Raw genomic sequence first — 20,978 nt, 5'->3', positions numbered from 1 at the left:
CTGCGTTTACATCACTTTTCCGCGCCATAAATCGCGTCGCGACACAATTCTGACATTTTTCCCACCACGAAAATGAAACGCTGTTTTATAAATTAGATTTATCACCATCGTTTCTTTGCGATTTTGCCACTTGCGCAGGGAAGCTTGCCAAATCGCGAAGGTTTAGCACCGCTTCCCGCTCTACTTTCTAACCAATCCGAGCCAGCTGTCCGGAAGGATGAGGGATGTACACCACATTTGTCTCAGGGAGTACCTGCAATGCGCTCACGTAAGATTGGTTTGGGCCACTATCTGGCATATGGCTCCGGGGATTTCCTCGGCGCAGGCACCACGGCGCTGACTGCCGCCTGGCTGCTGTATTTCTACACCACGTTTTGTGGACTGACCCCTATCGAAGCCACCTTTATCTTTGCTGCCGCGCGTGTGCTGGATGCGCTGGTCAGTCCGTTAATGGGTTTTCTCACCGATAATTTCGGCTCCACCTGGCTGGGTAAACGCTTTGGTCGCCGCAAGTTCTTTATCATGCTCGGTATCCCCTGCGTCTTCAGCTACAGCCTGATGTGGATCGCCGACATGAGTTTCTGGTGGTATCTGCTGACCTATTTGTTGTTCGATATCGTCTACACCATGATTCTGGTGCCCTACGAAACGCTGGTGCCGGAGATGACCGATGATTTCAAACAGAAAACTCGCTTCTCGGGTGCACGCATCGCCCTGGCGCAGCTGTCGGCGATTTTGGCGGCGTTTCTGCCGGGTATCCTGATTGGCTGGTTCGGCAAAGAAAATCCGCTGTCGTTCTTCTATGCCAGCCTGGTGTTCGCGGTGATTTGCGCCCTGGTGCTGACGCTGGTGTGGCGCTTTACCTGGGAGCGCCACCCGGATGATTTTTCAGCGGAATCCCTGCGTGCCGAGCAGGAGAAATCCGGCCTGTCGCTGTGGCAAAGCCTGAAACGCCTCTACATCGAACTCGGTTCGACGCTGCGCATTCGTATCTTCCGCCAGCATCTCGGCATGTATCTCGGTGGCTACATCGCGCAGGACGTGTTTAACGCGGTCTTCACCTGGTATGTGGTATTCGTGTTAATGCAAAGCGCGCAGATTGCTTCCAGCCTGATGGGCACTATGGCGGTGCTGCAATTTATCGCGGCGATGGCGATGATCCCACTGTGCATCCGCCTGGGACCGGCACCGGCGTATCGTCTGGTGGTGATACTGTTCGGCCTGAGCGCCCTCTCCTATGCGGGCCTGTGGTACACCGGCATGAATAACAACATGGCGCTGCTGGTGCTGATTTCCGGCCTGGCCGGACTGGGACGGGGTGGCATCAACTATGTGCCCTGGAATACCTACACCTATATCGCCGATGTGGATGAGGTGGTCACCGGTCAGCGCCGTGAAGGGATCTTTGCCGGCATTATGACGCTGACGCGCAAAGCCTCACAGGCCGGAGCCGTCATGCTGGTCGGCATCGTGTTGCAACTGGCGGGATTTGTTTCCGGGCATACCACGCAGGTACCGGCGGTGAGCCACACCATTCTGGCGATCCTCAGTATCGGCACCGTCTGCGTGCTGACCTGCGGTTTTCTGGTGTCGCTGCGCTTTAAACTCAATCTGCATACCCACACCGTGTTGCGTGAAGAGACGCTGAAGATGCGTGATGCCGGGCGTCCGGTGCCGGAGCGTATCACCCCGGAAGCACGCGAGATTGTCGAAACGCTGGCGGGGATGCCCTATGAACATTTATGGGGTAACAACAACGTTGGCTACCTCAATCGCCTTAAGCCCGCGGCACCGCCTTTACCGCGTAAAGCCAGCGCGCTACATCCTCTCCCTGCCCCTTCAAAACGATAGGAATAGATCATGACCGTATTTCCGGTAAAACATAGCGACCTGTTACGTCAGCCCGAGTATCTGCTGCCGCGTAAGGAATTGGTGCAGCTGATCCATCAGTTAACGCAGAATCTGGTCAATATCCGCGACGAAAGCGGTGAATTTCTGCTGCGCCTCGATGATGGCCGCGTAATTGATACCAAAGGCTGGGCAGGTTGGGAGTGGACGCACGGTATCGGGCTGTATGGCATGCTGCATTTTTATCAGCAGACAGGCGACCAGGCCACGTTGCAGATCATCGATGACTGGTTCAGCACCCGCCTGGCAGAAGGCACCCCCACCAAGAACGTCAACACCGTCTGTCCGTTTTTGACGCTGGCATACCGCTATGAAGAGACGGGCAATGCAGCCTGGCGACCGGTACTGGAGCGCTGGGCGGAATGGGTGATGTATGAGATGCCACGTACCGAAAACGGTGGATTGCAGCACATCGTTTATAACAACGAAAATACCCAGCAGTTATGGGACGATACCCTGATGATGAGCGTGATGGCGCTGGCGAAGATTGGTCAGTTGCTGGAACGGCCGGAATTTGTTGAAGAAGCGAGTTTCCAGTTTCTTCTCCATACCCAATACCTGATGGATCGTCAGACCGGTTTATGGTTCCACGGCTGGAATTTCGCCGGTCGCCACAACTTTGCCGCCGCGCGCTGGGCGCGCGGCAACAGTTGGGTCACCATTGTCATCCCGGATTTCCTCGAACTGATGAACTGGCCGGAGCAGCACGCCACGCGTCGTTTCCTGCTTCAGGTGCTGGAAAGCCAGGTCAAAGCGCTGGCCGACTGCCAGCACAGCAGCGGCCTGTGGCATACCCTCTTGGACGATCCACACAGTTACCCCGAAGCCTCCGCCACTGCCGGTTTTGCCTATGGCATCCTGAAAGCGGTGCGCAAACGCTATCTGTCACGCGACTATTTGCCTGTCGCAGAAAAGGCGTTACGTGGCGTGATTGCCAATATTGATGACGATGGCGAGCTGAAGCAGGTGTCGTTTGGTACGGCGATGGGTAGCGATTTGGATTATTACCGTCAGGTGCCCCTGACGTCGATGCCTTATGGTCAGGCGATGGCGCTGCTGTGCCTGACAGAGTATTTACGGGTGTATTTATAACAAAACGGCCCCCAAATTGGGGGCCGTTGTTTATCACTCGTCGGAGTGATTACATATTACGGATATAGTCATCCATTTCAGTTTTCAGGTTATCGGACTTGGTGCCGAAAATCGCCTGAACACCGGAACCTGCCACCACCACGCCACGCGCGCCGAGGCTTTTCAGTTCAGTCTGGTCAACTTTGCCCACATCAGCCACGCTGACGCGCAGACGGGTAATACAGGCATCGAGGTTAGTGATGTTCTCTTTACCACCGAATGCAGTAACCAATTTACCCGCCATTTCGCTACCGGTCGCGCTGCTCTGCTCAACGGCGTTATCTTCACGACCCGGCGTTTTCAGGTTCAGCTTGGCAATCAGCACGCGGAATACGGTGTAGTAGATCAGACCGTAGATGATACCGACAATCGGGAACAGCCAGATTTTGCTGCTGTTGCCACTCAGCACGATAAAGTCGATCAGACCGTGTGAGAAGCTGGTGCCATCACGCATACCGAGCAGAATACAGATCGGGAATGCCAGACCAGCCAGAATGGCGTGAATCACATACAGGATCGGTGCCACGAACATAAAGGAGAACTCGATCGGCTCGGTGATACCGGTCAGGAACGAGGTCAGCGCAGCGGAGATCATGATACCGCCCACTTTGGCGCGGTTTTCTGGTTTAGCGGAATGCCAGATAGCGATAGCAGCGGCTGGCAGACCATACATTTTGAACAGGAAGCCGCCAGACAGTTTGCCCGCAGTCGGGTCACCGGCCATATAGCGCGGAATGTCACCGTGGAACACCTGGCCTGCCGCGTTGGTGAATTCACCAATCTGCATCTGGAAAGGTACGTTCCAGATATGGTGCAGACCAAACGGCACCAGCGCACGTTCAACCACACCATAGATACCGAAAGCGACCACCGGGTTCTGATAAGCCGCCCATTGCGAGAAGTCCTGAATCGCGGTACCCACCGGTGGCCAGATGAAGGACAGCAGCACACCCAGTACGATAGCCGCCAGGCCAGAGATAATCGGCACAAAGCGTTTACCGGCAAAGAAGCCAAGGTATTCCGGCAGCTTGATACGGTAGAAGCGGTTAAACATATACGCCGCGATCGCACCGGCGATAATCCCGCCGAGTACGCCGGTATCGGCCAGATGTTTCGCCTCGATTTCAGCCGCAGGCAGATGCAGCACCAACGGGGCCACGACTGCCATGGTTTTCACCATAATGCCGTAGGCCACCACCGCCGCCAGCGCAGAGACGCCGTCGTTGTTGGTAAAGCCGAGCGCCACACCGATGGCAAAAATCAGCGGCATGTTGGCAAACACCGAACCGCCAGCCTCGGCCATCACATGCGATACCACCGCAGGTAACCAGCTGAAGTTGGCAGAACCAACACCTAATAAAATACCGGCGATCGGCAATACCGACACCGGTAACATCAGCGATTTACCTACCTTTTGCAGGTTCGCAAATGCGTTCTTGAACATAGCGTGAAGCTCCTGAGTATGAGTGCATTTCGCGCAGTGCGCGTGGCAGAGGGGGGAGGACCCTCTACCGGGATGACGCTGAGCGTCTTTTGATTTATTACGAAGAGTAAAATAAATAGAATTTTCTTACTTTGACGGCTATCACGTTTCGCTCATGCCACTGTTCGGCTTTCAGGTAATTCTGACTGACTTGCTGCTATTTACGACAATAAATGACTGGCTGTGCCCTTTCAGGCACAGCCAGTCTGATGAATTTCTGATTAATTACAGAGTTTGAAATAAAGTGTCTTAACCGCCCAAGCGGCTCATCGGGACATGAAACAGGCGGGAGAAATTCTCGGTGGTTGCGGCTGCCAGCGTTTCAATATCGACGCCCTTCAGTACCGCCATATAATCAGCGACATCGCGGGTAAACGCCGGTTGGTTCTCTTTGCCACGATGCGGCACCGGTGCCAGATATGGTGAATCGGTTTCGACCAGCATCCGGTCGAGCGGCACATAACGCGCCGCATCGCGGATCTGCTCGGCGTTACGGAACGTCAAAATTCCGGAAAAGGAGATATAGAAGCCCATATCCAGCAGTTTCTCTGCCGTTTCCCGATCTTCGGTGAAACAGTGCAACACGCCGCCGCACTTCTCCACCTGTTCCTCGCGCAGGATTGCCAGCGTGTCTTCACGCGCGTCGCGGGTATGCACGATAATCGGCTTGTTCAGCGCGATCCCGGTACGGATATGCTCACGGAATGAAGCCTGCTGCTGCGCTTTGGTTTCCTGCTGATAGAAATAATCGAGGCCGGTTTCACCCAACGCGATCACCTGATCTTCCGCCGCCAGACGACGAAACTCTTCAACATCGTACGGCGTTTCCTGATTAAGCGGATGCACCCCGCAGGCCAGCGCAATGTTGTCGCGCTCACCCACCAGCGCTTTCAGGGTGTGGTAATCCGGTAAGGTGGTGGCAATTGCCAGCATAAATTTCACATCGCGTGCCGCCGCTTTGGCGATCACATCATCCAGGTCACGATGCTGCTTTTCATAATCCAGGCCATCGAGATGGCAGTGGGAATCAACAATAAACATACTTCTCTCTTTTTAGCGTTATCCGAAGGTGGCCGGGCTGAGCAGACGACTCCAGCTCAACAGGCGATCGGTCAACATTAATTCACGATTGAGCGCCGCCACCTGTTGCAGTTGCTCGCGGCACTGCATCCACAACTGCACGCTGGCATTCAGGGCGTTGCTGTTTAATTGCTGCGCCAGTAACGTCACCACATCTGGGCGATCGCCATTGCTCAGCCAGCGACTCGCGCCTTGTTGCACCTTCATCGCATCGACCAGCAACGAGAGGAGCCAGGCGAGACGGTCAGCAACGTCATCGCTATTCAGGCATGGCAACAGTTGCAGGATGTTTTGCTGCAACGCACCCGCCAGCGCATTACACAACGTCTCGCGGGTCTGCCAGCGCTCAGGCTGCAACAAGGTCAACGCCGCCGCAGGCGCACCGTTACTTAAACGCAACGCCGCACGCAACGTCTCTTCCGGCTGCGAAATCTGCTTTTGCAGCCATTGCAGGCTGTGGATTTCATCGGGTGGCGACAGATGCCAGGTCATACAACGGCTACGCAGCGTAGCAAGCAGGCGCGAGGGTTCGCGGGTACTGAGGAAAAACCAGGTATTGGCGGGTGGCTCCTCCAGGGTCTTCAACAAGGCATTGGCCGCCGCTTCGGTCAACTGCGCCGCATCCGGCAACCACACCACTTTGGCCCCACCCTGCTGGGCAAAATGGTAGAGTTTTTCCGTCACATCACGCACTGCATCAATCCCCAACGAGGATTTGCCTTTCTCGGCTTCGAGTCGATACCAATCCGGGTGCGTCTGCGCCTGCATCAACTGACAGCCGTGGCAGTGTCCACAACTCTTCAACCCTTCCGGTTGCTGGCACATCAGCCAGCGGCTGACACCCCATACCAGAGCATCATCACCCATCCCTTCAATCGCCTGAATCAGCAGCGCATGGTGCGCCTGGCCGCTCTGATGCCGGGTAATGATGCGCCGATAGGGTTGATTCAGCCACGGATACCAGTTCATGCCGTCTGACCCACCAGCCAGCGCTGCACCGCCGCTTTGATTGACGCGGTCACCTGCGGCAATGTTTGAGTGGCATCGATGGTGATAATGGTTGGATCCTCGGCCGCCAGAGCCAGATAACGCTCGCGGGTGCGCTCAAAAAAGCGCAGCGATTCCTGTTCAATCCTGTCTAGTTCACCGCGCGCACGCGCCCGCTGCAAACCAATTTCCGGTGTGACGTCGAGGTACAACGTGCAGTCCGGGCGAAACTCGCCCAGCACCGCATCACGCAGCGTCGTCATCAATTGCGTGTCGAGGCCACGCCCTCCGCCCTGATAGGCCTGCGACGAGAGATCATGACGGTCGCCGATCACCCAGGCACCCCGTGCCAGAGCAGGCTTAATCACGTTTTCCACCAGTTGCACGCGTGCCGCATACAACATCAACAATTCGGCTTTGTCCGTCACCTGCTCGCCATCAATGCCCTGCTTAACCAGCACGCGCAACTGCTCCGCCAGCGGCGTGCCGCCCGGTTCACGGGTAAACACCAGATCATCAATGCCCTGCTCGCGCAGTACCTCGACCACCGCATCACGCGCGGTGGTTTTGCCTGCCCCTTCAAGGCCTTCAATGACGATAAACTTACTTTTCATTTTTTTCCTTCATTGCCAGCCGATACGCCTGCACGGCTTTATTATGGCTGACCAGATTGGTGGTGAAGGTGTGACCACCTTTGCCATCCGCAACAAAATAGAGGTAATTGGTTTTTTCCGGGTGTGCTGCCGCTTCCAGTGAAGCCCGGCCCGGCATCGCAATCGGCCCCGGCGGCATACCGCTGATGGTATAGGTATTGTAATCGGTTGGCGTGTCGAGATCTTTACGTGTGATAGTACCGGTGTAGTTATCACCCAGGCCATATATCACCGTGGGATCGGTCTGCAACTTCATGCCAATCCGCAGACGGTTGATAAACACCGAGGCAACGCGTGCACGTTCTTCACTGACGCCGGTTTCTTTCTCGATGATCGACGCCATCGTCACCAGATCCTGCTCCTTTTTATAGGGCAGATTATCCATGCGACCTTGCCAGATCTCATCCACCAGTTTGTTCATCCGCGCATGGGCGCGATCCAGCAACGCGACATCACTGGTGTTGGCGGTATACAGATAAGTATCGGGATAGAATCCGCCTTCAAGCTGGTTAGCATCGAGTTTCAGTGCCGCAGCCACCGTCGCGAACTGGTCATCTTTCAGGGTGTGCTTGAGATAAGGTGCGGCACGCAACTGCGCCAGCCACTCCTTGAGGCGAGAACCTTCCACAAAACGGACCGGGAACTGCGCTTCTTTACCACTCGCCAGCAATTCCAGCAATTGACGGACGGTCATATTGCTTTCCAGTCGATAAGTCCCGGCCTTAAAGCGCGCCAGTTCCGGCTCCAGCTTTAATAAGGGACCAAACCACAGGCTCGGCGCGATAACATGTTCGCCCTCCAGTTGCGCTTCCAGCGCCACCCGGCCAGTGCCCGCAGGCAGGGTGAAAATGGTTTCCTGGTGCAACGTCAAAGGTGTATCGGCGAAACGTTCAATCTGCCAATAGCTAAAGGCCGCAGCGAGGCCAATAATCACCGTGGCGCCGGCGATAATTTTTTTCATTCGAGTCATGATGCTTCCATTTTCTGGCAACTGGCGAGCAGTTGCTGGTACAGCGAACGTGCGCTAAACGTAATATCGTCAATGCTACGCACGGGTAAAACTGGCATCAGAGCATTGCATATCACCACTTCATCTGCGGCGAGTAGCCTCTCCCGGCTGCCATCAATCAACTGACAATCCTGACCTGCGGCTGCCATCTGCGCCATCAGATAACGCCGCATAATCCCGGCAACGCCAGCCTGTTCAAGTCGCGGCGTGAAGACGGTGTCGCCCTCACGCCAGAATAAATTGGCCGCACAGCATTCCACCACCGTCCCCTCAGTGTCAAGCACCAGCGCCTCGTCGGCGTCGGTCTGGTCAAGATGATGACGAATCAGCACTTGCTCCAGTCGGTTGAGGTGTTTGATCCCCGCCAACAGCGGGTTACGCCCCAGTCGTACCGGGCTGGTTACCAGACGTACACCCTGCTGTTGTAGCGACTGATAATGCTGCGGCCAGGGGGAAAGTGAGAGAATACGTGTTGGGGCGCTGCATCCTGCACGGCTATAACCACGTCCACCTGCGCCTGGGGTCAATATGACTTTTAACACCGCCTGTTGTTGGTTGTGCGCGGCAACGCGCATTTCCGCTTCGAGCTGCTGCCAGTCAGGTTCAGCCATCAGCAATCGCTCACAACCCTGTTTCAGACGTTGCAAATGCGCCGCAAACAGCTGGATCTCTCCCTGCTGTACCGCCGCCGTGGTAAAACAGCCATCACCGAATTGCACCGCCCGATCGCGCGCGGTCAGTTGCGTCTGTTCTGCGCCATTTATCCACATCATAACGACCCCAATCAATTGACCTTGCTTTGAATAGCATTGAAGGCCGTAAGATTCTATGCAACTGCGTGACAAAATATAAAAAAGGCCCGCATTGCGGGCCTCTGTCTGGAACGATGTGACTTACACTTTGCGGAAAATCAGTGAACCGTTGGTTCCACCGAAACCGAAGGAGTTACACAGCGTGTATTCCAGACCACTCACCTGACGCGCCGTGTGTGGCACAAAGTCCAGATCACAGCCTTCATCAGGGTTATCGAGGTTGATGGTCGGTGGAATTGCCTGATCGCGCAATGCCAGGATTGAGTAGATAGATTCTACCGCGCCCGCAGCACCCAACAGGTGACCCGTCATCGATTTGGTTGAGCTGACCATCACAGAGTTGGCTGCCGCACCAAAGACCGATTTCACCGCCTGCGCTTCCGCTTTATCACCGGCTGGCGTTGAGGTGCCATGCGCGTTGACGTAACCGATCTGTTCCGGATTCAACTGTGCATCACGCAGAGCGTTGACCATAGCCAGCGCCGCGCCTGCGCCATTTTCCGGCGGTGAGGTCATGTGGTAAGCATCGCTGCTCATGCCGAAACCAACAATTTCAGCATAAATCTTCGCACCGCGTTTCTTCGCGTGCTCGTACTCTTCCAGCACCACAATGCCTGCACCGTCACCCAGCACAAAACCATCACGATCTTTGTCCCACGGACGGCTTGCCGCCTGCGGATTATCGTTACGGGTGGAGAGCGCACGCGCCGCACCAAAGCCACCGACACCCAGAGGGGTACTGGCTTTTTCTGCACCACCGGCCAGCATGACATCGGCATCGTTGTAAGCAATGATGCGTGCCGCATGACCAATGTTATGTACACCCGAAGTACAGGCCGTGGCGATAGAGATGCTCGGACCTTTCAGGCCATACATAATCGTAAGATGACCCGCGACCATGTTTACAATGGTAGAAGGCACAAAGAACGGGCTGATTTTGCGTGGGCCGCCATTGACCAGCGAGGAGTGGTTTTCTTCAATCAAACCCAATCCGCCGATGCCGGAACCAATCGCCGCACCAAAACGACCAGCATTTTCTTCAGTTACGACCAGACCGGAGTCCTGCATAGCCTGTATGCCAGCAACGATGCCATATTGGATGAAATCATCCATCTTGCGCTGATCTTTGCGCGAGATGAATTCATCACAATCAAAATCTCTTACCAAACCTGCAAAACGTGTTGCATAGGCACTGGTATCAAAATGGTCGATCAGGGTAATGCCGCTCTGACCGGCAAGGAGAGCACTCCAGGTAGACTCTACGGTATTGCCGACAGGAGACAACATGCCAAGACCGGTCACAACTACACGACGCTTAGACACGTTCGTCCTCCAGGGAGGGATAAAAAAAAGCTATGTGGGACAAACTATAAAACTCAGGCGGTCGAGCGACCGCCTGAAGGATATTCATTAGCCTTGGTGGCTAGTGATGTAGTCGATCGCTGCCTGAACGGTAGTGATTTTCTCAGCTTCTTCGTCTGGAATCTCGGTATCGAACTCTTCTTCCAGAGCCATAACCAGTTCAACGGTGTCAAGAGAATCAGCACCCAGGTCGTCAACGAAAGACTTTTCATTAGTCACATCTTCCGGTTTCGCGCCCAACTGCTCGATGATGATCTTCTTAACTCTATCCTGAATGTCGCTCATGCTATTAAATTTCCTATCAAAACTCGCTTTCGCGATGGTTTTCGTAGTGTATAAAATGTTGAAAAAGATGCAACAAAATCCCGGCTGGTCGAACCACGATTTTACGCTATTCTGCGGTTTTTACCGCGAATAATGCAAATTATTTCGTGATTATCAGACCATGTACATACCGCCATTGACGTGTAGCGTCTCACCTGTGATATAGGCGGCTTCGTCAGAGGCTAAGAATGCAACAGCATTGGCGATTTCCTGCGGATCACCTAAGCGACCTGCTGGAACTTCCGCCAGAATGCCCGAGCGCTGATCTTCGTTCAGTGCACGCGTCATGTCCGTTTCAATAAAGCCCGGAGCCACGACGTTTACGGTAATGCCACGGGACGCGACTTCTCGCGCCAGTGATTTGCTAAAGCCAATCAAACCTGCTTTTGCTGCTGCATAGTTTGCCTGGCCCGCGTTACCCATGGTTCCAACTACAGAACCGATGGTAATGATACGGCCCACACGTTTCTTCATCATGGCACGCATAACCGCCTTCGAGAGACGGAAAACTGATGTCAGGTTGGTATCAAGGATATCCGCCCATTCATCGTCTTTCATGCGCATCAGTAAATTATCACGCGTAATGCCTGCATTATTGACTAAAATGTCCACTTCGCCAAATTCTGCGCGTACTTTCTCGAGCACACTCTCAATGGAAGCAGGATCGGTCACGTTCAACAGCAGACCTTTACCGCTGTCGCCGAGGTAAGCACTGATTGCCTCCGCGCCGCTCTCGCTGGTGGCAGTTCCCACCACTTTGGCACCGCGTGCCGCCAGCGTTTCCGCAATGGCGCGACCGATACCGCGGCTCGCGCCGGTAACCAGCGCAACTTTACCTTCAAAGCCCATGATTTTCCTCTTATTCCTGGCTAAGCGCAGCAGTCAATGAAGCAGGATCGTTCACTGCGGCTGCGGTCAGGGTATCCACAATACGTTTAGTGAGACCGGTCAGCACTTTACCCGGACCAATCTCCAGCAACTGAGTCACGCCTTGCGCGGCCATAAACTCAACCGCTTCTGTCCAGCGTACCGGACTGTACAATTGACGCACCAGCGCGCTACGAATCGCCTCGGCTGAGGTTTCACACTGCACATCAACGTTGTTAACCACCGGGACTGACGGGGTATTGAAGTTGATCGCTTCCAGTGCCACCGCCAGTTTCTCTGCCGCTGGCTTCATCAGCGCGCAGTGAGATGGCACGCTGACCGGTAACGGCAGCGCACGTTTCGCCCCTGCGGCTTTACAGGCTGCGCCTGCACGCTCAACGGCTTCTTTGTTACCCGCAATCACCACCTGGCCCGGCGAGTTAAAGTTAACCGGCGACACCACCTGGCCTTGTGCACTCTCTTCACAGGCTTTACGAATGGCGGCATCATCAAGACCGATAATCGCCTGCATCGCGCCAGTGCCTTCCGGCACCGCTTCCTGCATCAGTTTGCCACGCAGTTCAACCAGTTTAATGGCATCGACAAAATTCAGTACGCCCGCACAAACCAGCGCCGAGTATTCACCCAGACTGTGACCGGCCATGATGGCAGGCTGAGGCGCATTTTTGCTCTGCCAGACGCGATAAATCGCAACTGAAGCCGCCAGCAACGCGGGCTGTGTCTGCCAGGTTTTGTTCAGTTCCTCAGCAGGTCCCTGCTGAACCAACTGCCATAAGTCATAACCCAGTGCGTCTGAAGCTTCACGGAAAGTAGCCTCTACCTGCGGGTATTCAGTGGCCAGGTCAGCCAGCATGCCCACAGTCTGTGATCCCTGTCCGGGGAACACAAAAGCAAATTGCGTCATCATTCGTTCCTGTAATCAAAAGCGAACCAGCGCGGAACCCCAGGTGAAACCACCACCAAAGGCCTCCAGCAGAATCAGTTGTCCCGGTTTGATGCGACCATCACGTACCGCTTCATCCAGCGCACTGGGTACGGAAGCCGCAGAGGTGTTACCGTGACGATCCAGCGTCACCACCACTTTGTCCATGCCCATACCGAGTTTTTTCGCCGTGGCGCTGATAATGCGCAGGTTAGCCTGATGCGGCACCAGCCAGTCGAGCATTTCGCGATCGAGATTGTTGGCCTGCAAGGTTTCATCCACAATGTGCGCCAGTTCAGTGACCGCCACTTTGAAGACTTCGTTGCCTGCCATCGTCAGGTAAGCAGGTTGATCCTGCTGCTCGCGGTCCTGATATGGCAGCGTCAGCAGTTTACCGTAACGACCATCCGCATGCAGATGGGTAGAAAGAATGCCCGGTTCGCTGCTCTGGCCCAGAACCACCGCACCTGCTCCATCACCGAACAGAATAATGGTGCCACGATCGGCGGGATCGAGCGTACGTGCCAGTGCATCCGCACCGATCACCAGCGCATGTTTCACTGCGCCATTTTTGATGTACTGATCGGCTACGCTCAGGGCATAGGTAAAACCTGCGCACGCGGCTGCAAGGTCAAACGCCGCACAGTCGTTGATCTCTAGCATTTGCTGGATCATGCAGGCTGAGCTTGGGAATGCGTGGCTCGAAGAGGTGGTCGCCACAATAATCAGACCCACGTCACTCGCCGCAACGCCCGCCATTTCCAGCGCTCGCTGTGCTGCCGAAAAGCCCATGGTGGCGACAGTTTCATCCGGCGCAGCAATGCGGCGTTCACGGATGCCGGTACGGGTGACAATCCACTCGTCCGAAGTTTCCACCATTTTTTCCAGATCCGCGTTGGTACGTACCTGGCTGGGCAAATAACTGCCCGTACCGAGAATTTTGGTAAACATCTACGCTTTGTCACTCCTGGCTAATACAGTATCCAGGCGCGCAGCAATCCGTTCCGGGACTTGCCGCCGCACCGCCTGCTCTGCCTGTTCTATCGCTACGGCAAACGCACGTTGATTCGCCGCGCCGTGGCTCTTGATCACCGTTCCGCGCAATCCTAACAGACAAGCGCCATTATACTGGTCGGGGTTGAGGTGACCGAAACGCTTCGCCAGACGCTTTTGGATCCAGCGCCCCAGCCACTTCAGCCACCAGGCCCGTTTTTTTCCTTCCCCTGACGATTTAAGCAGCGAAAGAAACATTCTTACCACACCTTCCATCGTTTTCAGCGTGACGTTGCCAACAAAGCCATCGCAAACCAGCACATCCGTTTTGCCGGTGAGGAGATCATTCCCCTCAAGGTAACCAATATAGTTGATCTGCGGGGATTCCCGCAGCACCGCCGCTGCTGTGCGGATGGCTTCCAGACCTTTGGTCTCTTCCTGGCCGATATTGAGCAACGCAACGCGCGGCTGGTTAATGGCAAGCACTTCTTCGGCTACCACCGCACCCATCACCGCAAATTGCACCAACATTTCACTGTCGGACTCTACGTTGGCGCCCAAATCGAGCACCACCGTTTTGCCGTGCTGCTGATGAGGCAGAACGGTCATCAGCGCCGGGCGCTCAATGCCATCCAGCGGCTTGAGCAACAATTTGGCTAACCCCATCAGCGCGCCGGTGTTCCCCGCGCTGACACAGGCTTGTGCCTTACCCTCTTTCACCAGCTCCAATGCGATACGCATGGAACTGCCGCGACTGTTACGAATCGCCTGTGAGGGTCTGGCATCACTTGCAATAACCGATTCGGCAGGGATCACCTGCACACGCCCCGCTACAGAGGAATCCGCTTTGGCAAGTAATGGCATGATTGTGTCGGGATTACCGACCAGAAGGAGAACCAGGTGCGAATGAGAGGCCAGTGCCTGCAAGGCTGCAGGCACTGTCACGCAGGGACCGAAATCCCCGCCCATGGCATCTATCGCCAGGGTCAAACGTGTCAAAGTATCGCCTTGCGTAACCGCAAGAATTACTTAGCGATAACCTTGCGACCGCGGTAGTAACCATCCGCAGTGATGTGGTGACGCAGATGAGTTTCGCCAGAAACTTTATCTACAGACAGAGTGGTGGTGGTCAGAGCATCATGAGAACGACGCATACCACGCTTAGAACGGGTGGGTTTATTCTGTTGTACGGCCATGGACCTTACTCCTATTACTTACGCTTTAAACTGGCTAATACGGCAAATGGATTTGGTTTTTCTGCCTCTTCAGGCAACTTACCAAAAACCATGTCCGCGTCGGACACTTCACAGTGTTCAGAATCATGCACCGGAACCACCGGCAGTGCGAGGATGATTTCATCTTCAATCACCGCCAACAGATCGATTTCGCCAAAATCATCGACATCGATCGGTTCGTAGGCTTCCGGCAGTGCTTCGGCCTGCTCTTCAGTAGAGACAGGACTGAAGCAATAGCTTACGTGAACCTGATGCGGAAACGGCTGGTTGCAGCGCTGACATAACAACGTAACCTGCACATCCGCTGTTCCTTGCAGAACCGCGAGGCGCTGGTTGTCAACCGCAAACGACATGGCACATTCCACATCACTGTCCACACTCACGACCGAGTCGGCCACGCGCGCCACCAATTCAGGCGAATAAACACCATGATAATCAAGGCGTTTTTGCGCAGCGCGTACCGGATCGAGCGTCAGGGGTAATTTTACCTTTTGCATAGGGCGCGAATATTAACTTTGTAACGTCATAGAGTCAAAGAAAAAGGCCGTTTTACAGCATCTTTCACCCGTTAGTCGCATCCAGTGCGGCGCACAGTTTAAAATGACTGTCTCCTTTACGCTATCTATTCTGCAAAAAAATGACGACATCGCTGGTTTTAGCTTCAACCTCACCCTTCCGCCAGGCTTTATTAAGTAAGCTTGGCCTGCCTTTTCTCTGCGCGGCACCGCACACCGATGAGACGCCGCAGCCCGGCGAAGCGGCAGATGCGTTGGTACAACGCCTCGCGCTGGCGAAAGCCAGGGCGTTGGCGGCCGACTATCCGGATCGCTGGATCATCGGTTCCGATCAAGTCTGCGTGCTGGACGGACAGATCACCGGTAAGCCGCACACGGAAGAAAACGCGCGCAGGCAACTCTCTGCCGCCAGTGGCAAAGCCATCACCTTCTATACCGGCCTGGCGCTCATCCAACCGCAAAGCGGGCAGCAATTTCTCTGCTGTGAACCCTTCACCGTCCATTTTCGCACGCTGAGTGCAGCCGAAATTGCCGGATACGTTGCCAAAGAACAGCCACTGCAATGTGCAGGCAGCTTCAAAAGCGAAGGCCTTGGTATTTGTCTGTTTGAACGGCTGGAAGGACGCGATCCCAATACTTTGATTGGATTGCCGCTGATTGCGTTGAATGGGATGTTACGAGAAGCGGGCATCAACCCCTTGTGTTGATGCCCGTGACGTTACGCCTTTTTCTGGCGTAACTGCGACAGGCAATGCTTCAAAGCGCCGTCCAGCGGCGCTTCCATCCGTAACGTCTCACCGGTGTTGGGATGGGTAAACGTCAACGCCGCCGCATGCAGGAACAGACGGGAAAGTCCGGTCGGTGCCAGCTGGCGTTCAAATTCCCGATCGCCATAACGATCGTCAAACGCGATGGGATGGCCCGCATGTAAGGTATGCACACGAATCTGGTGGGTGCGGCCAGTGACCGGACTGGCTTTTACCAGGGTGGCAAAGCCAAAACGCTCTTCCACTTTAAACCGTGTCTCCGAAGGTTTACCTTCCGCGCTGACGCGCACCACGCGCTCACCGCTTTGCAGGATATTCTTCAACAACGGTGCCTGTACCACTTTCAGGTGGGATGGCCAGTCGCCACGCACCAGCGCCAGGTAATCTTTTTGCATGCCCTTATCGCGTAGCTGTTCGTGCAGGGAACGCAGTGCCGAGCGTTTCTTCGCAACCAGCAAGATACCCGAGGTGTCGCGATCGAGACGATGCACCAATTCGAGAAAACGCGCTTCCGGGCGCAGCGCACGCAAGCCTTCAATTACGCCAAAACTTAAACCGCTGCCGCCATGTACGGCGGTGCCGGAAGGCTTGTTCAGGACCAGCAGATAATCATCCTCATACAGGATGGCGTCAGCCAGTGAAGCCACTTTCTCCAGCTTCGGCGAGACAGTCTGCTCTTCACGTTCCGCCACCCGTACGGGTGGAATACGGATCTCATCGCCTTCTTCCAGCTTATATTCAGGTTTGATGCGTTTTTTATTTACCCGCACTTCCCCTTTACGCAGGATGCGATAAATCATACTTTTCGGCACACCCTTCAATTGGGTGCGCAAAAAGTTATCGATACGTTGTCCGGCATTTTCAGCCGTAATGGCGACAAATTGTACGCCGGGATTCTCAGTTTTCATGGCGGCGATTCTAAATAGTGTCCCCGGATAGCGCCACCCCTTTTTCTGTGCTTAACTCTCTGGTTGTCGCGGCGCTAAAGAGTCGAAATGCTGACTTTTTCAACAATGCGATGATAACCCCTGCAAATGAACAGGTTAAGGATGAATAAACTTCACAGCTCGGCAAAAGTCGCCTTGCTATATGTTGGTGAGCAATGGAATAATGCAGGGGTTTCTGTCCTGGAAAGATTCAGGCAGAAAAAAGAGCGAAATAAGTCATTTTGCCGGATTAAACGGACACGCAGCAATGGCGTAAGACGTAATGTTAAATCAGGCACTTAGCGGGCTGCGGGTTGCAGCCAGGACGACAGACTGGGATGTGTGGATTTTTGAATACTCTGTAGCACTTCCACCTTCAGGCGCTGGATTTCCTTATGAAAAACAGGCCACCGACAAGATTTGCGCCCCTTTAGCCGCCGACAACCGTGAGGTTGACGTCTGTGCATTAAAGACACGGGGCCATCGGTTGATTCTCGTCCAGGGTAACGATGCCCGCAGCTTTGTCACTCATGAGAGAATAACGAGTAAGTCACGATGAAAAGAATGTTAATTAACGCAACTCAGCAGGAGGAGTTGCGCGTTGCCCTGGTTGATGGACAACGTCTGTACGATCTGGATATCGAAAGCCCCGGACACGAACAGAAAAAAGCCAACATCTACAAAGGTAAAATCACCCGTATTGAACCCAGCCTGGAAGCTGCGTTTGTTGATTACGGTGCTGAGCGTCACGGTTTTCTCCCTCTGAAAGAAATTTCCCGCGAATATTTCCCCGCCAGTTACAACGCGCACGGACGTCCCAATATTAAAGATGTTCTGCGTGAAGGTCAGGAAGTCATCGTTCAAATTGATAAAGAGGAGCGTGGTAATAAAGGAGCAGCACTGACCACCTTTATTTCACTGGCCGGTAGCTACCTGGTGCTGATGCCGAACAACCCGCGTGCGGGTGGCATTTCGCGCCGTATTGAAGGCGATGATCGCACCGAACTGAAAGAAGCCCTGTCAGCGCTGGAACTGCCGGAAGGCATGGGCCTGATTGTGCGCACCGCTGGCGTTGGCAAATCCGCCGAGTCGTTACAGTGGGACCTTAGCTTCCGTCTGAAACACTGGGAAGCGATCAAAAAAGCCGCAGAAAGCCGCCCGGCACCTTTCCTGATCCATCAGGAAAGTAATGTGATCGTGCGCGCCTTCCGCGACTATCTGCGTCAGGATATCGGTGAAATCCTCATCGATAACCCGAAAGTCCTCGAACTGGCGCGTCAGCATATCGCTGCGCTCGGTCGTCCGGACTTCAGCAGCAAAATCAAGTTGTACACCGGTGAAATCCCGCTGTTCAGCCACTACCAAATCGAATCGCAGATTGAATCTGCTTTCCAGCGTGAAGTGCGTCTGCCATCTGGCGGCTCTATCGTCATTGACAGCACCGAAGCACTGACTGCGATTGATATCAACTCAGCACGCGCGACGCGCGGTGGTGATATCGAAGAGACGGCGTTCAATACCAACCTCGAAGCGGCAGACGAAATCGCTCGTCAGCTGCGTCTGCGTGACCTCGGTGGTCTGATTGTTATCGACTTCATCGATATGACGCCGGTACGCCACCAGCGTGCCGTGGAAAACCGTCTGCGTGAAGCGGTACGTCAGGATCGTGCACGTATTCAAATCAGCCATATTTCACGCTTTGGTCTGCTGGAGATGTCACGTCAGCGCCTCAGCCCATCACTGGGCGAGTCCAGTCATCACGTCTGCCCACGTTGTAGCGGTACCGGCACCATCCGTGATAACGAATCGCTGTCGCTGTCTATTCTGCGTCTGATTGAAGAAGAAGCGCTGAAAGACAACACCAAAGAAGTCCACGCCATTGTGCCGGTTCCGGTCGCTTCCTATCTGCTGAACGAGAAACGTGATGCGGTCAGCGCCATTGAGAAGCGTCAGGGTGGCGTGCGCGCCATCATCGTACCGAACGATCAGATGGAAACGCCACACTACTCCGTGTTGCGCGTGCGCAAAGGCGAAGAGACGCAAACGCTGAGCTACCACCTGCCGAAACTGCATGAAGCGGAAATGGCACTGCCTTCCGAAGAAGAGCAGTCAGAACGTCGTCGTCCTGAGCAACCTGCCCTCGCCGCCTTTGTGATGCCGGATGCACCGCCTGCACCAGTTGAAGTGGCAGAAGAGAGCAAGCCTGCGGTGAAAGCTGAGCCGAAGAAGGCCAGGACAACCGACACCGTCGCAGCACCGGCTGCGTCAACCGGCTTTATGGCACGTCTGCTGGGTGGATTGAAAAAACTGTTTGTTGGTGATGCACCGGCGACTACGCCGGAAGCCAGCGAGAAACAGGAAAGCAAAGCAAACGCTGATGAAAACGGTCAACAGCGTGGCGATCGTCGCAACAACCGCCGCAATAATCGTCGTGAACGCACTCCGCGTAACGCTGAAAACGCGCCGGTACGTGAAGCACGCGAGCCGCGTGAGCCACGCGAAGCGCGTGAAACCACCGAAAACCGCCGCAATAAACGCCAGAACGAGCCGCGTGAAGAACGCAGCCCGGCACAAAGCGAAGAAGCACGCCAGCAACGCGAAGAGCAGCAACAACAGCGTCGCGAACAACGTGCGGAGCGCCAGCGTCGTCGTCAGGAAGAGAAACGCGCCCAGCAGCAGGAACAGAAAGCCGCTGAGCCGGTGGTGCAGGCTGAAATCGTTGATGAGGCAGCGCAGGAAGAAGAACATGTTCAGGTCATGCCGCGTCGTAAACAACGCCAGCTGAGCCAGAAAGTGCGTTTTGGTGATGAAAGCGAAGCGACAACCGAGAACGTTATCGCTCCGGTTGAAACTGCGCCGCGTGCAGTCGCTAATGAAGAACCGGAAGCGGTCAATGATGATCAGGATGACGTTGATAACCGTGACAGCGCCAATATGCCGCGCCGTTCACGTCGTTCACCGCGCCACCTGCGTGTCAGCGGTCAGCGTCGTCGCCGTTACCGTGATGAGCGCTATCCGACCCAATCTGCAATGCCTCTGGCTGCGGCTTCGGCTTCACCGGAAATGGCCTCTGGCAAAGTTTGGGTACGTTATCCGGTTGCACAAACCAATGAAGAACTGGTCACACCGGATGCACTGAACGAGACGCCGGATTACAGCCGCGAAGAGACGGCCGCTGCCGTTGCTCTGCCTGCCAGCGTTGAGCCAGTACAGGAAGTAGTTGCTGAGCCAGTCGTCGAAGTAGTGGAACCGCAGGCACACACCGACGTTCCGGTAGTGAACTCCGATGACACCCGTCCGATTGAATCACCGGTCAATGAAGAACCGACCGTGATTTCAGCGGCGGATGAAGCGGTTGCCGAAGTAACCGCCGCGCAGGCCGAACCGGTGGTTGATGTTGCTGCTGAGGTCAACGAAGCCGTAACCGCTGCCATCGAAACACCTGCTCAGGTGGCACCGGAAGTGACTGCGCCAGTGGAAGAGGTACTGTCCACGCCGGTTGCCGCAGAAGCGCAGCCAGCGCCAGTTGCGGAACCTGATGCGCCAGTCGCCGCTCACGCTACCGTGGCCAACAACGCAGAAACCCGCTGGAAGCATTATGCTTCGGCACCGATGACCAAAGCACCGGCACCGGCATGGGAACCTGAACCGGCTCGCCATAGCGATTGGGTACGTCCACCGTTTGCCTTTGCCGGCCGTGGATCGGCTGGCGGTCATAGCGCCACACAGCAGGCGACCGCACCGGCAACCAAGCCAGAAAGCGTCTAAGTTAGCGCTACATCACACAGCAAACCCCGGCCAGTCCGGGGTTTTTTATTTGTATCTATTCGTAGCGGCGCGATTTATCGCGCAATTTCGTGCGCGATGCGTGAAAAATCCGCGCGATAAATCGCGCCGCTTGTATCTTGAAGTTGTAACTGGTTAGCTACCCGTTACACGAAACGGAGGCAGCTTGTCGCGCCGCTTAAGCCTCGATCTTGTGC

The 20,978-nt window shown here is 55.0% G+C and carries 19 protein-coding genes; 4 read left to right on the top strand and 15 right to left on the bottom strand.

Annotation, left to right across the window (positions count from 1 at the left end; genetic code table 11):
- Positions 1-258 precede the first annotated feature (258 nt).
- Both L579_RS18005 and L579_RS18000 read left to right on the top strand, forming a co-directional pair.
- Positions 259-1,851 carry an MFS transporter gene (locus L579_RS18005; RefSeq protein WP_021185614.1) on the top strand — a complete coding sequence of 531 codons (1,593 nt, stop codon included), beginning with the start codon at positions 259-261 and terminating at the stop codon, positions 1,849-1,851.
- 9 nt (positions 1,852-1,860) lie between these two features.
- Complete coding sequence (locus L579_RS18000; protein WP_021185613.1) at positions 1,861-3,000, top strand: beta-galactosidase BglB; 1,140 nt, start codon at positions 1,861-1,863, stop codon at positions 2,998-3,000.
- A 49-nt stretch (positions 3,001-3,049) separates the two neighbouring features.
- Here the strand turns inward: L579_RS18000 and ptsG are convergent, their stop codons facing one another.
- The 14 genes from ptsG to yceD form a co-directional block, all read right to left on the bottom strand.
- Positions 3,050-4,483 (bottom strand): PTS glucose transporter subunit IIBC, encoded by a 1,434-nt coding sequence (gene ptsG, locus L579_RS17995; RefSeq protein ID WP_021185612.1) that lies wholly within the window; start codon positions 4,481-4,483, stop codon positions 3,050-3,052.
- Between the two features lie 288 nt (positions 4,484-4,771).
- The gene (locus L579_RS17990; protein ID WP_021185611.1) at positions 4,772-5,563 is read right to left on the bottom strand and encodes a metal-dependent hydrolase; all 792 of its coding nucleotides are present in this window, start codon (positions 5,561-5,563) and stop codon (positions 4,772-4,774) included.
- A gap of 18 nt (positions 5,564-5,581) precedes the next feature.
- Complete coding sequence (gene holB / locus L579_RS17985) at positions 5,582-6,571, bottom strand: DNA polymerase III subunit delta' (protein ID WP_021185610.1); 990 nt, start codon at positions 6,569-6,571, stop codon at positions 5,582-5,584.
- On the bottom strand, positions 6,568-7,203 hold the full coding sequence (gene tmk / locus L579_RS17980; RefSeq protein ID WP_021185609.1) for a dTMP kinase: 636 nt from the start codon (positions 7,201-7,203) through the stop codon (positions 6,568-6,570). The genes holB and tmk overlap by 4 nt, the downstream gene beginning before the upstream one ends.
- Complete coding sequence (gene mltG, locus L579_RS17975) at positions 7,193-8,212, bottom strand: endolytic transglycosylase MltG (RefSeq protein ID WP_021185608.1); 1,020 nt, start codon at positions 8,210-8,212, stop codon at positions 7,193-7,195. Before mltG ends, tmk begins: the two co-directional genes overlap by 11 nt.
- Positions 8,209-9,024 carry an aminodeoxychorismate lyase gene (gene pabC / locus L579_RS17970; protein ID WP_021185607.1) on the bottom strand — a complete coding sequence of 272 codons (816 nt, stop codon included), beginning with the start codon at positions 9,022-9,024 and terminating at the stop codon, positions 8,209-8,211. The genes mltG and pabC overlap by 4 nt, the downstream gene beginning before the upstream one ends.
- A 120-nt stretch (positions 9,025-9,144) precedes the next feature.
- A complete protein-coding gene (gene fabF / locus L579_RS17965) occupies positions 9,145-10,386 on the bottom strand; it encodes a beta-ketoacyl-ACP synthase II (protein WP_021185606.1) in 1,242 nt (413 codons plus the stop codon).
- A gap of 87 nt (positions 10,387-10,473) precedes the next feature.
- The gene (gene acpP / locus L579_RS17960) at positions 10,474-10,710 is read right to left on the bottom strand and encodes an acyl carrier protein (RefSeq protein WP_021185605.1); all 237 of its coding nucleotides are present in this window, start codon (positions 10,708-10,710) and stop codon (positions 10,474-10,476) included.
- Positions 10,711-10,863: 153 nt separating this feature from the next.
- Positions 10,864-11,598, bottom strand: coding sequence for a 3-oxoacyl-ACP reductase FabG (fabG, locus tag L579_RS17955; RefSeq protein ID WP_021185603.1), 735 nt, complete (start codon positions 11,596-11,598; stop codon positions 10,864-10,866).
- Positions 11,599-11,608: 10 nt separating this feature from the next.
- Complete coding sequence (gene fabD / locus L579_RS17950; protein WP_036627376.1) at positions 11,609-12,541, bottom strand: ACP S-malonyltransferase; 933 nt, start codon at positions 12,539-12,541, stop codon at positions 11,609-11,611.
- Between the two features lie 15 nt (positions 12,542-12,556).
- Positions 12,557-13,510: a beta-ketoacyl-ACP synthase III gene (locus tag L579_RS17945; RefSeq protein WP_021185601.1), complete on the bottom strand. Its 954-nt coding sequence runs from the start codon at positions 13,508-13,510 to the stop codon at positions 12,557-12,559.
- Positions 13,511-14,551, bottom strand: coding sequence for a phosphate acyltransferase PlsX (gene plsX, locus L579_RS17940; RefSeq protein WP_021185600.1), 1,041 nt, complete (start codon positions 14,549-14,551; stop codon positions 13,511-13,513).
- Between the two features lie 26 nt (positions 14,552-14,577).
- Positions 14,578-14,748: a 50S ribosomal protein L32 gene (gene rpmF, locus L579_RS17935; RefSeq protein WP_013508656.1), complete on the bottom strand. Its 171-nt coding sequence runs from the start codon at positions 14,746-14,748 to the stop codon at positions 14,578-14,580.
- 14 nt (positions 14,749-14,762) lie between these two features.
- Positions 14,763-15,284 (bottom strand): 23S rRNA accumulation protein YceD, encoded by a 522-nt coding sequence (gene yceD, locus L579_RS17930; RefSeq protein ID WP_021185599.1) that lies wholly within the window; start codon positions 15,282-15,284, stop codon positions 14,763-14,765.
- Between the two features lie 140 nt (positions 15,285-15,424).
- Here yceD and L579_RS17925 point away from each other — a divergent pair, with 140 nt between their 5' ends.
- Positions 15,425-16,009: a Maf family protein gene (locus tag L579_RS17925; protein ID WP_021185598.1), complete on the top strand. Its 585-nt coding sequence runs from the start codon at positions 15,425-15,427 to the stop codon at positions 16,007-16,009.
- 11 nt (positions 16,010-16,020) lie between these two features.
- On the opposite strand, the gene rluC is transcribed toward L579_RS17925, so the two are convergent.
- Positions 16,021-16,977, bottom strand: a complete 957-nt coding sequence (gene rluC, locus L579_RS17920; protein WP_021185597.1) for a 23S rRNA pseudouridine(955/2504/2580) synthase RluC — start codon at positions 16,975-16,977, stop codon at positions 16,021-16,023.
- 573 nt (positions 16,978-17,550) lie between these two features.
- Here rluC and rne point away from each other — a divergent pair.
- Positions 17,551-20,763 (top strand): ribonuclease E, encoded by a 3,213-nt coding sequence (rne, locus tag L579_RS17910; protein ID WP_021185596.1) that lies wholly within the window; start codon positions 17,551-17,553, stop codon positions 20,761-20,763.
- The last annotated feature ends 215 nt before the right edge of the window (positions 20,764-20,978 follow it).

The organism is Pantoea sp. AS-PWVM4, assembly GCF_000468095.1.
GTDB lineage: Bacteria > Pseudomonadota > Gammaproteobacteria > Enterobacterales > Enterobacteriaceae > Pantoea > Pantoea phytobeneficialis.
The sequence above is the reverse complement of the archived record's forward strand: the minus strand, read 5'-3'. Positions and strand labels throughout refer to the sequence as shown.